The following is a 15357-nucleotide window of genomic DNA, read 5'->3' as shown; positions in this document are numbered from 1 at the left end:
CAGCCGCTTCAGCAAGGCCCAGCAGGACTCCCTCCTCCCGGCCGTCGAGAACCGCTGGGTGACGCTGATCGCGGCGACCACCGAGAATCCCTACTTCTCGGTCATCTCCCCGCTGCTGTCCCGCTCCCTCCTGCTGACCCTCGAACCCCTCACGGACGACGACCTGCGCGGCCTCGTCCGACGCGCCCTGGCCGACGAACGCGGCCTCAAGGGCGCCGTCACCCTCCCCGAGGAGACGGAGGCGCACCTCCTGCGCATCGCCGGCGGCGACGCGCGGCGCGCGCTGACCGCCCTGGAGGCCGCCGCCGGCTCCGCCCTCGACCAGGACGAGACGCAGATCAGCCTCCAGACCCTGGAGCAGACGGTCGACCGGGCGGCGGTGAAGTACGACCGCGACGGCGACCAGCACTACGACGTCGCCAGCGCCCTGATCAAGTCCATCCGGGGTTCGGACGTCGACGCGGCCCTGCACTATCTGGCCCGCATGATCGAGGCGGGCGAGGACCCCCGCTTCATCGCCCGTCGGCTGATGATCTCCGCCAGCGAGGACATCGGCCTCGCCGATCCCAACGCCCTGCCCATCGCGGTCGCCGCCGCCCAGGCCGTCGCGATGATCGGCTTCCCCGAGGCCGCCCTCACCCTCAGTCACGCCACGATCGCCCTCGCCCTGGCCCCGAAGTCCAACGCCGCGACGACGGCGATCGGCGCCGCCCTGGAGGACGTCCGCAAGGGCCTGGCCGGCCCCGTCCCGGCGCACCTGCGGGACGGGCACTACAAGGGCGCCGCCAAACTCGGCCACGCCCAGGGGTACGTGTACCCGCACGACCTGCCGGAGGGCATCGCCGCCCAGCAGTACGCGCCGGACGCCGTCCACGGCCGGGAGTACTACACGCCCACCCGGCACGGCGCCGAGGCCCGCTACGCGGACGCCGTCGAATGGACCCGGCAGCGCCTCGGTCGCAAGGGGTCCTGAGCACCCTGTAGACTCGCCCGAAGTGCCGCGTCCCGTGCAGTCAGAACGGGACAGTCGGCCGGAGCACCGGTCCTCGGACCTGCTCCAGGAGCGTCGCGCACCGTCGAAGGTGTCGCGGGCAGCCCACCACCACCCGGGTCTCTCCGGAGCGGTCGGTGGGCCACTCGCGTGCTGCACGTTTGTGCCCAGACCAGGGGAGCGGCTGCCCGACAGGTCCCATGCGGACCCGGCGGGTTTCCCCGGCTGCGGATGCGACCTCCCTCAACCCTGACAAGCCGAAACAGGAAATGAGAGACAGTGGCGAACCAGCCCCGCCCCAAGGTCAAGAAGTCGCGTGCCCTCGGCATCGCGCTCACCCCGAAGGCCGTCAAGTACTTCGAGGCCCGCCCCTACCCGCCGGGCGAGCACGGCCGCGGCCGCAAGCAGAACTCGGACTACAAGGTCCGTCTGCTCGAGAAGCAGCGTCTGCGCGCGCAGTACGACGTGTCCGAGCGTCAGCTCGTCCGCGCCTACGAGCGTGCCTCCAAGGTCCAGGGCAAGACCGGTGAGGCCCTGATCATCGAGCTCGAGCGCCGTCTCGACGCGCTGGTCCTGCGTTCGGGCATCGCCCGCACGATCTACCAGGCCCGCCAGATGGTCGTCCACGGCCACATCGAGGTCAACGGCCAGAAGGTCGACAAGCCGTCCTTCCGCGTCAAGCCGGACGACGTCGTGATGGTCCGCGAGCGCAGCCGCAGCAAGACGCTGTTCGAGGTCTCCCGCGCCGGCGGCTTCGCCCCCGACGGCGAGACCCCGCGCTACCTCCAGGTGAACCTCGGCGCCCTGGCGTTCCGCCTGGACCGCGAGCCGAACCGCAAGGAGATCCCGGTGATCTGCGACGAGCAGCTCGTCGTCGAGTACTACGCCCGCTGATCCTCCCCCGGATCGGTCCGCGGCCGTCGTAGGACTTCCGCGCCCAGGCCCGTCGTCCCCCTGCCCTTCGGAGCGGGTGGGGCGGCGGGCCTTCGTGCACCCCTAATCCGGTACGGACCGGCGGCGTCGGCGCGATAGGCTCGCCTCCGGAGAAGCTGTTGAAGACAGCTGTTCGTCAGCACAGGGAGCGGGTGCGCAGTGTCCGGTGGAGAGGTGGCCGGCATCCTGGTGGCCGTGTTCTGGGCGATCCTGGTCTCCTTCCTCGCCGTCGCGCTGGCGAGGCTGGCCCAGACGCTCAGGGCGACCACCAGACTCGTCGCGGACGTGACCGAGCAGGCCGTCCCGTTGCTGGCCGACGCCTCCGCGGCGGTGCGTTCCGCGCAGACCCAGATCGACCGGGTCGACGCGATCGCCACCGACGTCCAGGAAGTCACGTCGAACGCCTCGGCGCTCTCCACCACGGTCGCCTCCACCTTCGGCGGCCCCCTGGTGAAGGTCGCCGCCTTCGGCTACGGCGTCCGGCGGGCCCTCGGCGGCCGCAAGGACGACCTGCCCGCCGGAGACCCCCGACGTACCGTGATCGTGGGCCGCACGGTCTCCCGGCGGGAGAAGCGCAAGCCCCGTGGAAAGAGGGACTGAGAGCCAGCGATGTTCCGCCGCACCTTCTGGTTCAGCACGGGCGTCGCCGCCGGTGTCTGGGCCACCACCAAGGTCAACCGCAAGCTGAGGCAGCTCACCCCCGAGAGCCTCGCCGCCGCCGCGGCCGACAAGGCGCTCGAGGCGGGAGCACGCCTCAAGGACCGCGCGGTCGGCTTCGCGCTCGACGTGCGCGAGAACATGGCCCGGCGCGAGGCCGAACTGGGAGAGGCGCTCGGCATCAACGAGGATCCCGCCCTCCCCGCGCCCAGGCGGTACCCCGCCATCGAGAACACGACGTACTCGCAGCAGAAGAACCCGTACAACCGGAATGAGGACCACTGATGGAGTCGGCCGAGATTCGCCGCCGCTGGCTGAGCTTCTACGAGGAGCGCGGGCACACCGTCGTCCCTTCGGCGTCGCTCATCGCGGACGACCCGACTCTGCTCCTGGTCCCCGCCGGCATGGTCCCCTTCAAGCCGTACTTCCTCGGCGAGGTCAAGCCCCCGTGGTCGCGCGCCACCAGCGTGCAGAAGTGCGTGCGCACGCCCGACATCGAAGAGGTCGGCAAGACCACCCGCCACGGCACGTTCTTCCAGATGTGCGGCAACTTCTCCTTCGGCGACTACTTCAAGGAAGGCGCCATCAACTACGCCTGGGAGTTGCTCACCACGCCCCAGGACAACGGTGGTTACGGCCTGGATCCCGAGCGGCTCTGGATCACCGTCTACAAGGACGACGACGAGGCCGAGCGCATCTGGCACGAGGTCGTCGGCGTGCCCAAGGAGCGCATCCAGCGCCTCGGCATGAAGGACAACTACTGGTCCATGGGCGTCCCCGGCCCCTGCGGACCGTGTTCCGAGATCAACTACGACCGCGGCCCCGAGTTCGGCGTCGAGGGCGGCCCCGCCGTCAACGACGAGCGGTACGTGGAGATCTGGAACCTCGTCTTCATGCAGTACGAGCGCGGCGAGGGCATCGGCAAGGACAACTTCGAGATCCTGGGCGAACTGCCGAGCAAGAACATCGACACGGGCCTGGGCCTGGAGCGTCTCGCCATGATTCTGCAGGGCGTGCAGAACATGTACGAGATCGACACCTCCATGGCCGTCATCAGGAAGGCCACCGAGCTGACCGGCGTCGAGTACGGCGCGTCCCACGACTCGGACGTCTCCCTGCGCGTGGTCACCGACCACATGCGCACGTCCGTGATGCTCATCGGCGACGGCGTCAGCCCCGGCAACGAGGGCCGCGGTTATGTGCTGCGCCGCATCATGCGCCGCGCCATCCGCAACATGCGCCTCCTCGGGGCCACCGGCCCGGTCGTCCAGGACCTCGTCGACACCGTCATCGAGATGATGGGGCAGCAGTACCCCGAGCTGGTCACCGACCGCAGGCGCATCGAGACGGTCGCCCTCGCCGAGGAGGCCGCCTTCCTCAAGACGCTGAAGGCCGGCACCAACATCCTCGACACGGCCATCACCGAGACCAAGGCCGCGGGCGGCCGGCAGCTCCCCGGCGACAAGGCCTTCCTGCTCCACGACACCTGGGGCTTCCCGATCGACCTCACCCTGGAGATGGCCGCCGAGCAGGGCCTCTCCGTGGACGAGGACGGCTTCCGCCGCCTGATGAAGGAGCAGCGGGACAAGGCCAAGGCCGACGCCCTCGCCAAGAAGACCGGCCACGCCGACCTCGGCGCCTACCGCGAGATCGCCGACCGCGCCGGGGAGACCGACTTCATCGGCTACGCCGACACCGAGGGCGAGTCCACGATCGTCGGCATTCTCGTCGACGGCGTGTCCTCGCCCGCCGCCACCGAGGGCGACGAGGTCGAGATCGTCCTCGACCGCACCCCGTTCTACGCCGAGGGCGGCGGCCAGATCGGTGACACCGGCCGGATCAGGGTCGACACGGGCGCCGTCATCGAGATCCGCGACTGCCAGAAGCCGGTCCCCGGCGTCTACGTCCACAAGGGCGTCGTGCAGGTCGGCGAGGTCACGCTCGGCGCCACGGCCCAGGCCTCGATCGACTCCCGTCGGCGCACGGCCATCGCCCGCGCCCACTCGGCCACCCACCTCACCCACCAGGCGCTGCGCGACGCCCTCGGCCCGACGGCCGCCCAGGCCGGTTCCGAGAACCAGCCCGGCCGCTTCCGGTTCGACTTCGGCTCCCCGTCCGCCGTCCCGACGGCCGTGATGACCGACGTCGAGCAGAAGATCAACGAGGTCCTCGCCCGCGAACTCGACGTCCAGGCCGAGGTCATGGGCATCGACGAGGCCAAGAAGCAGGGCGCCATCGCCGAGTTCGGCGAGAAGTACGGCGAGCGCGTCCGCGTCGTCACCATCGGCGACTTCTCCAAGGAGCTGTGCGGCGGCACGCATGTGCACAACACCGCTCAGCTCGGACTGGTGAAGCTGCTCGGCGAGTCGTCCATCGGTTCCGGCGTGCGGCGGATCGAGGCCCTCGTGGGCGTCGACGCCTACAACTTCCTCGCCCGTGAGCACACGGTCGTCGCCCAGCTCCAGGAGCTGGTCAAGGGACGTCCGGAGGAGCTCCCGGAGAAGGTCTCCGCCATGCTCGGCAAGCTGAAGGACGCCGAGAAGGAGATCGAGAAGTTCCGCGCCGAGAAGGTCCTGCAGGCCGCCGCCGGTCTCGTGGACTCCGCCCAGGACGTCCACGGCGTCGCCGTGGTCACCGGCCAGGTCCCGGACGGCACCACGCCGGACGACCTGCGCAGGCTGGTCCTCGACGTGCGCGGCCGCATCCAGGGCGGCCGGGCCGCCGTGGTCGCCCTCTTCACGGTCAACAACGGCAAGCCGCTGACGGTCATCGCCACCAACGAGGCCGCCCGTGAGCGCGGCCTGAGGGCCGGCGACCTGGTCCGTACGGCCGCCAAGACCCTCGGCGGCGGCGGTGGCGGCAAGCCGGACGTCGCCCAGGGCGGTGGCCAGAACGCGGCCGCCGTCGGCGACGCCGTGGCCGCCGTCGAGCGGCTCGTGGCGGAAACGGCCAAGTGAGCGAGCCGATGCGCAAGGGCCGTCGACTCGCGATCGACGTCGGGGACGCCCGGATCGGGGTCGCCTCGTGCGACCCCGACGGGATCCTCGCCACCCCGGTGGAGACGGTCCCCGGCAGGGATCTCGTGGCGGCTCATCGTCGGCTGGGACAGCTGGTCGAGGAGTACGAGCCGATCGAGGTGGTCGTCGGCCTCCCTCGCTCCCTCAAGGGGGGCGAGGGGCCCGCCGCGGTGAAGGTGCGCGGCTTCGCACAGGAGCTGGCGAACAAAATCGCCCCCGTGTCCGTACGTCTGGTCGACGAGAGGATGACGACGGTGACGGCCAGTCAGGGTCTGCGGGCCTCAGGGGTGAAGTCGAAGAAGGGCAGAGCGGTCATCGACCAGGCAGCGGCGGTGATCATCCTTCAGCAGGCCCTGGAATCCGAACGAGTGTCAGGCAAGGCACCCGGCGAGGGCGTCGAAGTGGTCATCTGATCGCGGTACGGTAACGTTCCGCGCGATGCGGTGGTGTTCGAACAGCCGCCGCACAGCGAGAGGCGAAACGGTGACGGGCCCGCGAAGGCCGAGTGATCGCGCCTCGCGGCTCTAGGGGATCGATGACTGAGTATGGCCGGGGCCCAGGCTCCGAACCGTGGCATCCGGAGGACCCGTTGTACGGGGACGGCGGATGGGAAGGGCAGCAGGCCCAGACGGGTCATGAGCCTGCCTACGGCGGCCAGCAGCAGCACTACCCGCAGCAGCAGCATTCGCAGCAACAGCAGCAGCCGCAGCAGTCGGAGTACGGCGACTGGGGTCAGGGGCAGGCGCAGCCGTACGACCAGCAGCAGGCGCAGTACGACCCGCAGTACCAGGGCTACGGCGAGCAGCAGTACGCCGACGGGGAACAGCAGCAGTACGCCCACCAGAACCAGCACGGCTATCACGAGGGATACCAGGAGGGCGGCTGGGACGGCACGGGCACCCATGCCCACGTCCCCTACGCGGCCGACCCCGGCGACCCGTACGGCCAGCAGGCCACCGCCTACGGCGCGGAGCAGCCCGACTTCTACGGCACCCCGGACGCGTATCCGCCGCCCGAGCCGCCCGCCCGGCGCCGGGCGGAGCCCGAAGCGGAGCCCGAGGCGGCGCCGGAACCCGAGGCCGAGCAGCGGACCGACTGGGATCCGGGCCCCGACCAGGGGGAGCACGCCTTCTTCGCGGGCGGCGGCGCCGATGACGACGAGGACGGCGACGAGCCGGACCGGGGCAACCGCCGAAGCCGCGGAGGCAAAGGCGCGAAGGGCGCGAAGAGCAAGAAGAGTCGCAACGGCTGCGCCTGTCTCGTGGTCGTGCTGGTGTTCGGCGGCGGCCTCGGCGGCGTCGGCTACTTCGGCTACGACTTCTACAAGAATCGTTACGGCTCGGCTCCGGACTACGCGGGCGCGGGCACGGGCCAGAACGTCAGCGTGGAGGTGCCCAAGGGTTCCGGCGGCGCCGCCATCGGCCGGCTGTTGAAGGAAGCCGGCGTCGTCAAGAGCGTGGACGCGTTCGTCTCCGCGTTCACGAGCAACCCTGACGCCGACGGCATCCAGGCGGGCGCGTACATCCTCAAGAAGGAGATGTCCGCGAAGAACGCCGTCGCCATGATGCTCGATCCCCACAGCCAGGCGAACGTGATGGTGACGCCGGGGCAGCGCAACGTGACGGTCTACCGGAACATCGACGCCAAGCTCGGTCTCGCCGAGGGCGCCACCCGGAAGATCGCGGAGAAGCAGTACGCGTCGCTCGGGCTGCCCAAGTGGGCGAACGACAACGAGGACGTCAAGGACCCGCTGGAAGGGTTCCTCTTCCCGGGCACCTACGGCGCGGCCAAGGGCATGAAGGCGGAGACGGTCCTGAAGGCGATGGTCGCCCACGCCAACGAGGTGTACGGCCGGTACGACTTCGTGGCCAAGGCCAAGGAGCTCAAGCTGGACAGCCCGCTGGAGGTCGTCACGGTCGCCAGCCTGGTCCAGGCCGAGGGCAAGACGCACGACGACTACCGCAAGATGGCGGAGGTCGTCTACAACCGGCTCAAGACCACGAACGACGAGACCAACCAGCTGCTGCAGTTCGACTCGACCTTCAACTACCTGAAGGGCGAGAGCAAGATCCACATCAGCGAGTCCGAGATCAACAGCAACAAGGACCCGTACAACACCTACACCAACAAGGGCCTGCCGCCCGGTCCGATCGGCAACCCGAGTGAGGACGCGCTGAGGGCCACGCTGAACCCGACCTCCAGCGGCTGGATCTACTTCGTGGCCACCGACGGCAAGAGCAACACCGAATTCGCCAAGACCTACGCCGAGTTCAAGCGACTCAAGGAAAAGTTCGATGCCAGCTCGGGCAACTGACGCCCGCCGGGCCGCCGTGCTCGGCAGCCCCATCGCCCACTCACTCTCCCCGGCGCTGCACCGAGCCGCGTACGAGGCGCTGGAACTGTCCGGCTGGTCGTACGACCGCTTCGACGTCGACGAGGAGGCCCTGCCCGCCTTCCTCGACGGGCTCGGCGCCGAGTGGGCGGGCCTGTCACTGACCATGCCGCTGAAGCGCGCGGTCATCCCGCTGCTCGACGAGATCAGCGACACCGCGGCCTCCGTCGAGGCGGTCAACACCCTCGTGTTCGCCGAGGACGGCCGTCGGCTCGGCGACAACACCGACATCCCCGGCATGGTCGCCGCCCTGCGCGAGCGCGGGATCGAACAGGTCGAGTCGGCCGCGATCCTCGGCGCGGGAGCCACCGCGTCCTCCGCGCTGGCCGCGCTGACCAGGGTCTGCACCGGCGACATCGTCGCCTTCGCGCGCAGCGGGGCCCGTGCCGCCGAGATGCGGCAGTGGGGTGAGCGGCTCGACGTGGACGTACGGGTCGCCGACTGGGCCGACGCGGCCGACGCCCTGCGCTTCCCGCTCGTCGTCGCGACCACCCCGGCCGGGGCCACGGACGCGCTCGCCGGCTCGGTGCCGGAGCGCCCCGCCACCCTCTTCGACGTGCTCTACGACCCCTGGCCGACCGAGCTGGCCGCGCGCTGGTCCATGTTCGGCGGCGCCGTGGTCAGCGGCCTCGACCTGCTCGTGCACCAGGCCGTGCTTCAGGTGGAGCGGATGACCGGCCGCGCTCCGGCCCCGGTGGAGGCGATGCGCAGTGCGGGAGAGCAGGCCCTCGCCTCCCGCCGGACGCGGCACCGCGCGTAACCCGCCCTTCCGTGCGTCCCCGCGTCCGCTTGCTGGACCGGCGACCGGCTCCGGCACCGGGACGTGGGAGGATCGGGAGAGGCGGGCCGGGGCCGCGCACCCGGGCACGCCGCCGACGTACGCGACGGATGCGCGTACGCAGAGCAGTACCAGGGCGCGAGCACTGAGGAGCATCGTTGAGCAGGCTGCGTTGGCTGACCGCGGGTGAGTCCCACGGTCCCGCACTTGTCGCGACGCTGGAGGGCCTTCCCGCCGGCGTGCCGATCACCACGGAGATGGTCGCCGACCACCTCGCGCGACGGCGGCTCGGTTACGGGCGTGGCGCGCGGATGAAGTTCGAGCGCGACGAGGTGACCTTCCTCGGCGGTGTCCGGCACGGTCTGACCATGGGTTCTCCGGTCGCCGTGATGGTGGGCAACACCGAGTGGCCCAAGTGGGAGCAGGTCATGGCGGCCGATCCGGTCGACCCGGAGATCCTGGCCGGGCTCGCCCGCAACGCCCCGCTCACCCGCCCGCGCCCCGGCCACGCCGACCTCGCCGGGATGCAGAAGTACGGCTTCGACGAGGCCCGGCCGATCCTGGAACGCGCCTCCGCGCGGGAGACGGCCGCCCGGGTCGCCCTCGGCGCCGTCGCCCGCTCCTACCTCAGGGAGACGGCCGGCATCGAGATCGTCAGCCACGTCGTCGAGCTGGCCGCCGCGAAGGCGCCCTACGGCGTCTACCCGACCCCGGCCGACGTGGAGAGGCTGGACGCGGACCCGGTGCGCTGCCTGGACGCGGACGCCTCGAAGGCGATGGTCGCCGAGATCGACCAGGCCCACAAGGACGGCGACACGCTCGGCGGCGTCGTCGAGGTGCTGGCCTACGACGTCCCGGTCGGCCTCGGCTCCCATGTGCACTGGGACCGCCGGCTGGACGCCCGGCTGGCCGCCGCGCTCATGGGCATCCAGGCGATCAAGGGCGTCGAGGTCGGCGACGGCTTCGACCTCGCGCGCGTGCCGGGCTCCAAGGCGCACGACGAGATCCTCGCCACCGACGACGGGATCAAGCGCGCCTCCGGCCGCTCCGGCGGCACCGAAGGCGGACTGACCACCGGCGAGCTGCTGCGCGTGCGCGCGGCGATGAAGCCGATCGCGACCGTGCCGCGAGCCCTGCAGACGGTCGACGTCGCCACCGGCGAGGCGACCCAGGCGCACCACCAGCGCTCCGACGTGTGCGCGGTCCCGGCCGCCGGGATCGTCGCCGAAGCCATGGTCGCGCTGGTGCTGGCGGACGCGGTGGCGGAGAAGTTCGGCGGCGACAACGTCGTCGAGACCCGCCGCAACGTGCGGTCGTACCTCGACCACCTGCACATCCGATGAGCGGGCCCCGCGTCGTCCTGGTCGGCCCCATGGGCGTCGGCAAGTCCACCGTCGGACAGCTGCTCGCCGAGCGGCTCGACGTCGCCTACCGGGACACCGACGACGACATCGTCGCCGAGGCCGGCCGGAGCATCGCGGAGATCTTCGTCGACGAGGGCGAGGACGCCTTCCGCGCGCTGGAGAAGCGGGCCGTGCGGCGCGCGCTCACCGAGCACGAGGGCGTCCTCGCGCTCGGCGGCGGCTCGATCCTGGACCCGGACACGCGCGGCCTGCTGGCCGGGCAGCGCGTGCTCTACCTGGCCATGGACGTCGAGGAGGCGGTCAAGCGCACCGGCCTGAACGCGGCCCGTCCGCTGCTCGCCGTCAACCCGCGCAAGCAGTGGCGCGAGCTGATGGAGGCCCGTCGTCACCTGTACGAGGGCGTGGCCACCGCCGTGGTCCCGACGGACGGCCGTACGCCCGAAGAGGTCGCCCAAGCAGCCCTGGACGCTTTGGAGTTGAAGGAAGCATGAGCAGCGAGTCCGTGACGCGGATCCGGATCGACGGCAGCGCGGGGTCGGATCCCTACGAGGTCCTGGTGGGCCGTCAGCTGCTGGGCGAGCTGGGCGGGCTCATCGGCGACCGGGTGAAGCGGGTCGCCGTGATCCACCCCGAGGCGCTCGCCGAGACCGGGGACGCGCTCCGCGCCGACCTGGCCGGGCAGGGCTTCGAGGCCGTGGCCATCCAGGTGCCCAACGCGGAGGAGGCCAAGACCGCCGAGGTCGCCGCGTACTGCTGGAAAGCGCTCGGCCAGTCCGGGTTCACCCGCACGGACGTCGTCGTGGGCGTCGGCGGCGGCGCGACCACCGACCTGGCCGGGTTCGTCGCCGCGACCTGGCTGCGCGGGGTGCGCTGGATCGCCGTCCCGACGACCGTGCTCGCCATGGTCGACGCGGCCGTCGGCGGCAAGACCGGCATCAACACCGCCGAGGGCAAGAACCTGGTCGGCTCCTTCCACCCGCCGGCCGGGGTGCTCTGCGACCTCGCCGCGCTGGACTCCCTCCCGGTCAACGACTACGTCTCGGGACTGGCCGAGATCATCAAGGCCGGCTTCATCGCCGACCCGGTGATCCTGGAACTCATCGAGTCGGACCCGGAGGCCGCCCGCACCCCGCAGGGCCCGCACACGGCCGAGCTCATCGAGCGCTCCATCCGGGTCAAGGCGGACGTCGTCTCCTCGGACCTCAAGGAGTCCGGCCTGCGGGAGATCCTCAACTACGGACACACCCTCGCGCACGCCATCGAGAAGAACGAGCGCTACAAGTGGCGGCACGGCGCCGCCGTCTCGGTGGGCATGCACTTCGCCGCCGAGCTGGGCCGGCTCGCGGGCCGGCTGGACGACGCCACGGCCGACCGGCACCGTACGGTCCTGGAGTCGGTCGGCCTCCCGTTGCACTACCGCCACGACCAGTGGCCCAAGCTGCTGGAGAACATGAAGGTCGACAAGAAGTCCCGCGGCGACCTGCTGCGCTTCATCGTCCTGGACGGTCTGGCCAAGCCGACCGTCCTCGAAGGGCCCGACCCGGCCGTCCTGCTCGCCGCCTACGGCGAGGTGGGCGAGTAGGACCGCCGGAGGGCCGGGCAGGTCCGCCCGGTCCCCTCGCGCCCGATTCGCTTGCCCCGGCGGGCACTTCGGGCCGCCCCCGGCCGTTCACACTGAGGACAGCCGGGGGCGGTACCGTTCGGACGGGGGCACCTCCCGCGCCCTTTAGGCTGTGGGAAGAACGGGGGGTCGCGCCCCCACCGCCAGCGCCCATTGCCTGTACGAGACGGAGTGGCACCGGATGCAGCACGCAGTGGGTTCTCCGCTGCCGCCGCCCCACCAGCCGGGGCACGGTCCGGCCGCCGGCTGGACGCCGGCCGCGCAACACCCGGCCCCGCACCAGCCGGGCAGCGCCCCGCACCAGCCGGGCAGCGCCCCGCACCAACCGGGTCATGCCGGCGCCCCCGCGGGCCCGCTCCCGCCCGCCCCCCAGCCGCCGGTCCCGGCCGTGCCGCCGCCCGCCCCGCAGCACGCCCCGCTCCCGCAAGCCGCCGACGCCACCGGGCACGTCCCGCTGCCGCCCGGCGGGCCGGTCCCCATGCCCGGCGCGCCGCCCGCCCCGACGGTTCCCGACCCGGCGGCCACCACGCTCGCGGTGCTGCTGATCGGCCCGGCGGGCGCCGGAAAGACCAGCGTCGCCAAGTACTGGGCCGACCACCGCAGGGTGCCCACCGCCCACGTCAGCCTCGACGACGTGCGCGAGTGGGTCCGCTCGGGCTTCGCGGACCCGCAGTCGGGGTGGAACGACCACTCCGAGGCCCAGTACCGGCTGGCCCGCCGCACCTGCGGTTTCGCCGCCCGCAACTTCCTGGCCAACGGCATCTCGTGCATCCTGGACGACGCGATCTTCCCCGACCGTCCGGCCGTGGGCCTGGGCGGCTGGAAGCGCCATGTGGGCCCGGGGCTGCTGCCCGTCGTCCTGCTGCCCGGCCTGGAAGTGGTCCTGGAGCGCAACGCGGCACGCTCCGGCAACCGCCGCCTCACCGACGAGGAGGTCGCCCGCATCCACGGCCGCATGGCCGGCTGGTACGGCTCCGGCCTGCCCATCATCGACAACTCCCAGTTGGACGTCCCGGCGACGGCCGCCGTTCTGGACGACGTGCTGGCCCGGGCGATCGCCAGCCCGCCCCAGTGGTAGCGAGCGGCGCCGGAGGCCGTCGCGCAGGCGGCTGACGGCCTGCCGGGCCCCGTCGGCCGGGGCGCGGCGGCGCAGCGCTCTTGGCGGCCCGTCCCCCGAACGCCTTCCCAACCGGCGCGATCGGGTCGGCGCTCCTAGGCTCGTGTCATGTCAGAGGTGCACGAATCCCGCCGAAACCGCCTAAGGGAACGTTGCCACGCGGCCGGCAGCGAGGCAGCGTTGATCTCCCGCCCCGCCAACGTGAGGTATCTCGCGGGCGCCGCCCCGAACGGCGCCGTTCTGCTCCTGGGCGGCCGGGAGGACCTCCTGGTCTGCTCCGAGCCGCCCGACGAGCGCCCGAGCGAGGGCCGACCGGACGACGCCCTGTGCGTCCACTCCCTGTCCCTCGCCGGAGGCGATCCCGCGGTCGCCGCCGCCGACCTGCTCGTGGCCCGGGGCGGCGACTCCCTCGCGGTCGAGGAACACCACCTCACGGTGTCCCGGCACCGTGAGATCCGCTCCGTGGCGCCCCGGCTGCGCCTGGCCGACCTCGGCGGCGCGGTGGAGCAGGCGAGGGTGGTGAAGGACGAGGAGGAGATCTCCTGCCTGCGGATCGGCGCCGAGATCGCCGACCAGGCCCTCGGGGAGCTGCTGGAGTCCATTCTGGTCGGCCGCACGGAACGCCACCTCGCCCTCGAACTGGAGCGACGCCTCGTCGACCACGGCGCCGACGGCCCCGCCTTCACCACGTCCGTCGGCACCGGCCCGAACTCCGGCCGGCGCGGGCACCGGCCGACCGACCGGCGGGTCGAGGAGGGCGACTTCCTCTCCGTCTGTCTGGGGGCGGCCTACCGCGGCTACCGCTGCGAGATCGGCCGCACTTTCGTGATCGGCACATCTCCGGCCGACTGGCAGATCGAGCTCTACGACCTCGTCTTCGCCGCTCAGCGCGCCGGACGCGAGGCCCTGGCACCCGGTGTGGCCTGCCGTGACGTGGATCGCGTGGCCCGCCAGGTGCTGGACTCCGCAGGGTACTCCGAAGGGCTTCCGGCGCTCACCGGGCACGGCGTCGGACTCGAAATCGAAGAGGACCCGCAGTTGACCCCCGCGGCCATGGGTAAACTGGACGCTTGCGTGCCGGTCACCGTCGAACCCGGGGTCCACCTACCGGGCCGGGGCGGTGTCCGGATCGATGACACGCTCGTCGTGCGCCCCGAGGCGGACGGCGGACCCGAGCTACTCACCATCACGACCAAGGAGCTGCTCGCCCTCTAGGCAGGTGCGTGCCCCGGGGTCGTCAACGCAGTCCAGGAGATTCCGCAACCGTGGCTTCCACGAACGACCTCAAGAACGGCCTGGTGCTCAAGCTCGAAGGCGGCCAGCTCTGGTCCGTCGTCGAGTTCCAGCACGTCAAGCCCGGCAAGGGCCCGGCCTTCGTGCGCACCAAGCTGAAGAACGTGCTGTCCGGCAAGGTGGTCGACAAGACCTTCAACGCCGGCGTCAAGGTCGAGACGGCCACTGTCGACAAGCGCGACATGCAGTTCTCGTACATGGACGGCGAGTACTTCGTCTTCATGGACATGGAGACCTACGACCAGCTCATGGTCGACCGCAAGGCGGTCGGCGACGCCGCCAACTTCCTGATCGAGGGCTTCACGGCCACCGTCGCGCAGCACGAGGGCGAGGTGCTCTTCGTCGAGCTGCCGGCCGCCGTCGAGCTCGTCGTCCAGGAGACCGAGCCGGGCCTGCAGGGCGACCGCTCCACCGGCGGCACCAAGCCCGCCACCCTGGAGACCGGTCACCAGATCCAGGTCCCGCTCTTCATCACCACCGGTGAGAAGATCAAGGTCGACACCCGTACCAGCGACTACCTCGGCCGGGTGAACAGCTAACCGTGGCTGCCCGCAACACGGCCCGCAAGCGTGCCTTCCAGATCCTCTTCGAGGGCGACCAGCGCGGAGCCGATGTCCTGACGGTCCTCGCGGACTGGGTCCGGCTCTCCCGGGCCGACACCCGGCAGCCGCCGGTGAGCGAGTACACGATGCGGTTGGTCGAGGGCTACGCGGAGCACGCGCGGCGCATCGACGACCTGCTCTCGCAGTACTCGGTCGGCTGGACGCTGGACCGGATGCCGGTCGTCGACCGCAACATCCTGCGGCTCGGCGCCTATGAGCTGATCTGGGCCGACGAGACCCCGGACGCCGTCGTTCTCGACGAGATGGTGCAGCTGGCGAAGGAGTTCTCGACGGACGAGTCGCCCTCGTTCGTCAACGGTCTGCTCGGCCGCCTCAAGGAGCTCAAGCCGTCCCTGCGGCGCGAATAGCTCCGCCGGGAGCCCCCGGGAGCCGCCGCGGCCACGCTCGCCGACGACGGCGCCGCACCCGCTACGCCGTCGTCAACGCCGGCATCAGCGGCAACGCACCCGGGACCGCGGGTCGCCGTGCGCGGCCTGCGGGCCGTCTGCGGCTTGTCGCGCAGTCCCGCGCCCGGTGGGGGCGCGAGTACGTCTGAGGGCCCACAGCATGCGCTGTGGGCCCTCAGACGTAC

15 protein-coding genes are annotated in these 15357 nt (G+C 71.4%); all 15 read left to right on the top strand.

From position 1 onward, the window contains the following. Window positions 1–973 (top strand): replication-associated recombination protein A (locus ACFVYK_RS36225; RefSeq protein WP_389780990.1); only part of this gene is annotated, 973 nt, incomplete at its 5' end. Between the two features lie 297 nt (window positions 974–1270). Further along, the gene (gene rpsD / locus ACFVYK_RS36220; RefSeq protein ID WP_093775827.1) at window positions 1271–1885 is read left to right on the top strand and encodes a 30S ribosomal protein S4; all 615 of its coding nucleotides are present in this window, start codon (window positions 1271–1273) and stop codon (window positions 1883–1885) included. 198 nt (window positions 1886–2083) lie between these two features. Further along, on the top strand, window positions 2084–2524 hold the full coding sequence (locus ACFVYK_RS36215; RefSeq protein WP_069771901.1) for a DUF948 domain-containing protein: 441 nt from the start codon (window positions 2084–2086) through the stop codon (window positions 2522–2524). A gap of 9 nt (window positions 2525–2533) precedes the next feature. Next, a complete protein-coding gene (locus ACFVYK_RS36210; protein ID WP_389780989.1) occupies window positions 2534–2866 on the top strand; it encodes a hypothetical protein in 333 nt (110 codons plus the stop codon). Continuing rightward, window positions 2866–5538: an alanine--tRNA ligase gene (alaS, locus tag ACFVYK_RS36205; protein ID WP_389780988.1), complete on the top strand. Its 2673-nt coding sequence runs from the start codon at window positions 2866–2868 to the stop codon at window positions 5536–5538. Before ACFVYK_RS36210 ends, alaS begins: the two co-directional genes overlap by 1 nt. Before the next feature lie 8 nt (window positions 5539–5546). Continuing rightward, complete coding sequence (gene ruvX / locus ACFVYK_RS36200) at window positions 5547–6011, top strand: Holliday junction resolvase RuvX (RefSeq protein WP_389780991.1); 465 nt, start codon at window positions 5547–5549, stop codon at window positions 6009–6011. A 122-nt stretch (window positions 6012–6133) separates the two neighbouring features. Then, window positions 6134–7912 carry an endolytic transglycosylase MltG gene (gene mltG / locus ACFVYK_RS36195; RefSeq protein ID WP_389780987.1) on the top strand — a complete coding sequence of 593 codons (1779 nt, stop codon included), beginning with the start codon at window positions 6134–6136 and terminating at the stop codon, window positions 7910–7912. Next, entirely contained in the window at window positions 7893–8750 is an 858-nt protein-coding gene (locus tag ACFVYK_RS36190; RefSeq protein WP_389780986.1) for a shikimate dehydrogenase, read from the top strand. Before mltG ends, ACFVYK_RS36190 begins: the two co-directional genes overlap by 20 nt. A 176-nt stretch (window positions 8751–8926) precedes the next feature. Further along, complete coding sequence (gene aroC / locus ACFVYK_RS36185) at window positions 8927–10111, top strand: chorismate synthase (RefSeq protein ID WP_389780985.1); 1185 nt, start codon at window positions 8927–8929, stop codon at window positions 10109–10111. Continuing rightward, a complete protein-coding gene (locus tag ACFVYK_RS36180) occupies window positions 10108–10623 on the top strand; it encodes a shikimate kinase (RefSeq protein ID WP_389780984.1) in 516 nt (171 codons plus the stop codon). Before aroC ends, ACFVYK_RS36180 begins: the two co-directional genes overlap by 4 nt. Next, window positions 10620–11714, top strand: a complete 1095-nt coding sequence (gene aroB / locus ACFVYK_RS36175) for a 3-dehydroquinate synthase (RefSeq protein WP_389780983.1) — start codon at window positions 10620–10622, stop codon at window positions 11712–11714. Before ACFVYK_RS36180 ends, aroB begins: the two co-directional genes overlap by 4 nt. A 220-nt stretch (window positions 11715–11934) precedes the next feature. Continuing rightward, window positions 11935–12831, top strand: a complete 897-nt coding sequence (locus tag ACFVYK_RS36170) for a Pro-rich N-terminal domain-containing protein (RefSeq protein WP_389780982.1) — start codon at window positions 11935–11937, stop codon at window positions 12829–12831. Window positions 12832–12978: 147 nt separating this feature from the next. Further along, window positions 12979–14085 carry an aminopeptidase P family protein gene (locus ACFVYK_RS36165; RefSeq protein WP_389780981.1) on the top strand — a complete coding sequence of 369 codons (1107 nt, stop codon included), beginning with the start codon at window positions 12979–12981 and terminating at the stop codon, window positions 14083–14085. Window positions 14086–14135: 50 nt separating this feature from the next. Next, complete coding sequence (gene efp, locus ACFVYK_RS36160) at window positions 14136–14702, top strand: elongation factor P (protein WP_020117452.1); 567 nt, start codon at window positions 14136–14138, stop codon at window positions 14700–14702. Between the two features lie 2 nt (window positions 14703–14704). After that, window positions 14705–15133: a transcription antitermination factor NusB gene (nusB, locus tag ACFVYK_RS36155; RefSeq protein ID WP_389780980.1), complete on the top strand. Its 429-nt coding sequence runs from the start codon at window positions 14705–14707 to the stop codon at window positions 15131–15133. The last annotated feature ends 224 nt before the right edge of the window (window positions 15134–15357 follow it).

This window comes from Streptomyces sp. NPDC058291 (assembly GCF_042880855.1).
GTDB lineage: Bacteria > Actinomycetota > Actinomycetes > Streptomycetales > Streptomycetaceae > Streptomyces.
This window is presented reverse-complemented; position numbering and strand designations above follow the sequence as displayed.

Bases quoted from the DNA above. Each gene is read 5' to 3' on its own strand.
- ACFVYK_RS36210 (WP_389780989.1), top strand. From the start codon at position 2,534: ATGTTCCGCCGCACCTTCTGGTTCAGCACGGGCGTCGCCGCCGGTGTC.
- alaS (WP_389780988.1), top strand. From the start codon at position 2,866: ATGGAGTCGGCCGAGATTCGCCGCCGCTGGCTGAGCTTCTACGAGGAG.
- ruvX (WP_389780991.1), top strand. From the start codon at position 5,547: ATGCGCAAGGGCCGTCGACTCGCGATCGACGTCGGGGACGCCCGGATC.
- mltG (WP_389780987.1), top strand. From the start codon at position 6,134: ATGACTGAGTATGGCCGGGGCCCAGGCTCCGAACCGTGGCATCCGGAG.
- ACFVYK_RS36190 (WP_389780986.1), top strand. From the start codon at position 7,893: ATGCCAGCTCGGGCAACTGACGCCCGCCGGGCCGCCGTGCTCGGCAGC.
- ACFVYK_RS36180 (WP_389780984.1), top strand. From the start codon at position 10,108: ATGAGCGGGCCCCGCGTCGTCCTGGTCGGCCCCATGGGCGTCGGCAAG.
- aroB (WP_389780983.1), top strand. From the start codon at position 10,620: ATGAGCAGCGAGTCCGTGACGCGGATCCGGATCGACGGCAGCGCGGGG.
- ACFVYK_RS36170 (WP_389780982.1), top strand. From the start codon at position 11,935: ATGCAGCACGCAGTGGGTTCTCCGCTGCCGCCGCCCCACCAGCCGGGG.
- ACFVYK_RS36165 (WP_389780981.1), top strand. From the start codon at position 12,979: ATGTCAGAGGTGCACGAATCCCGCCGAAACCGCCTAAGGGAACGTTGC.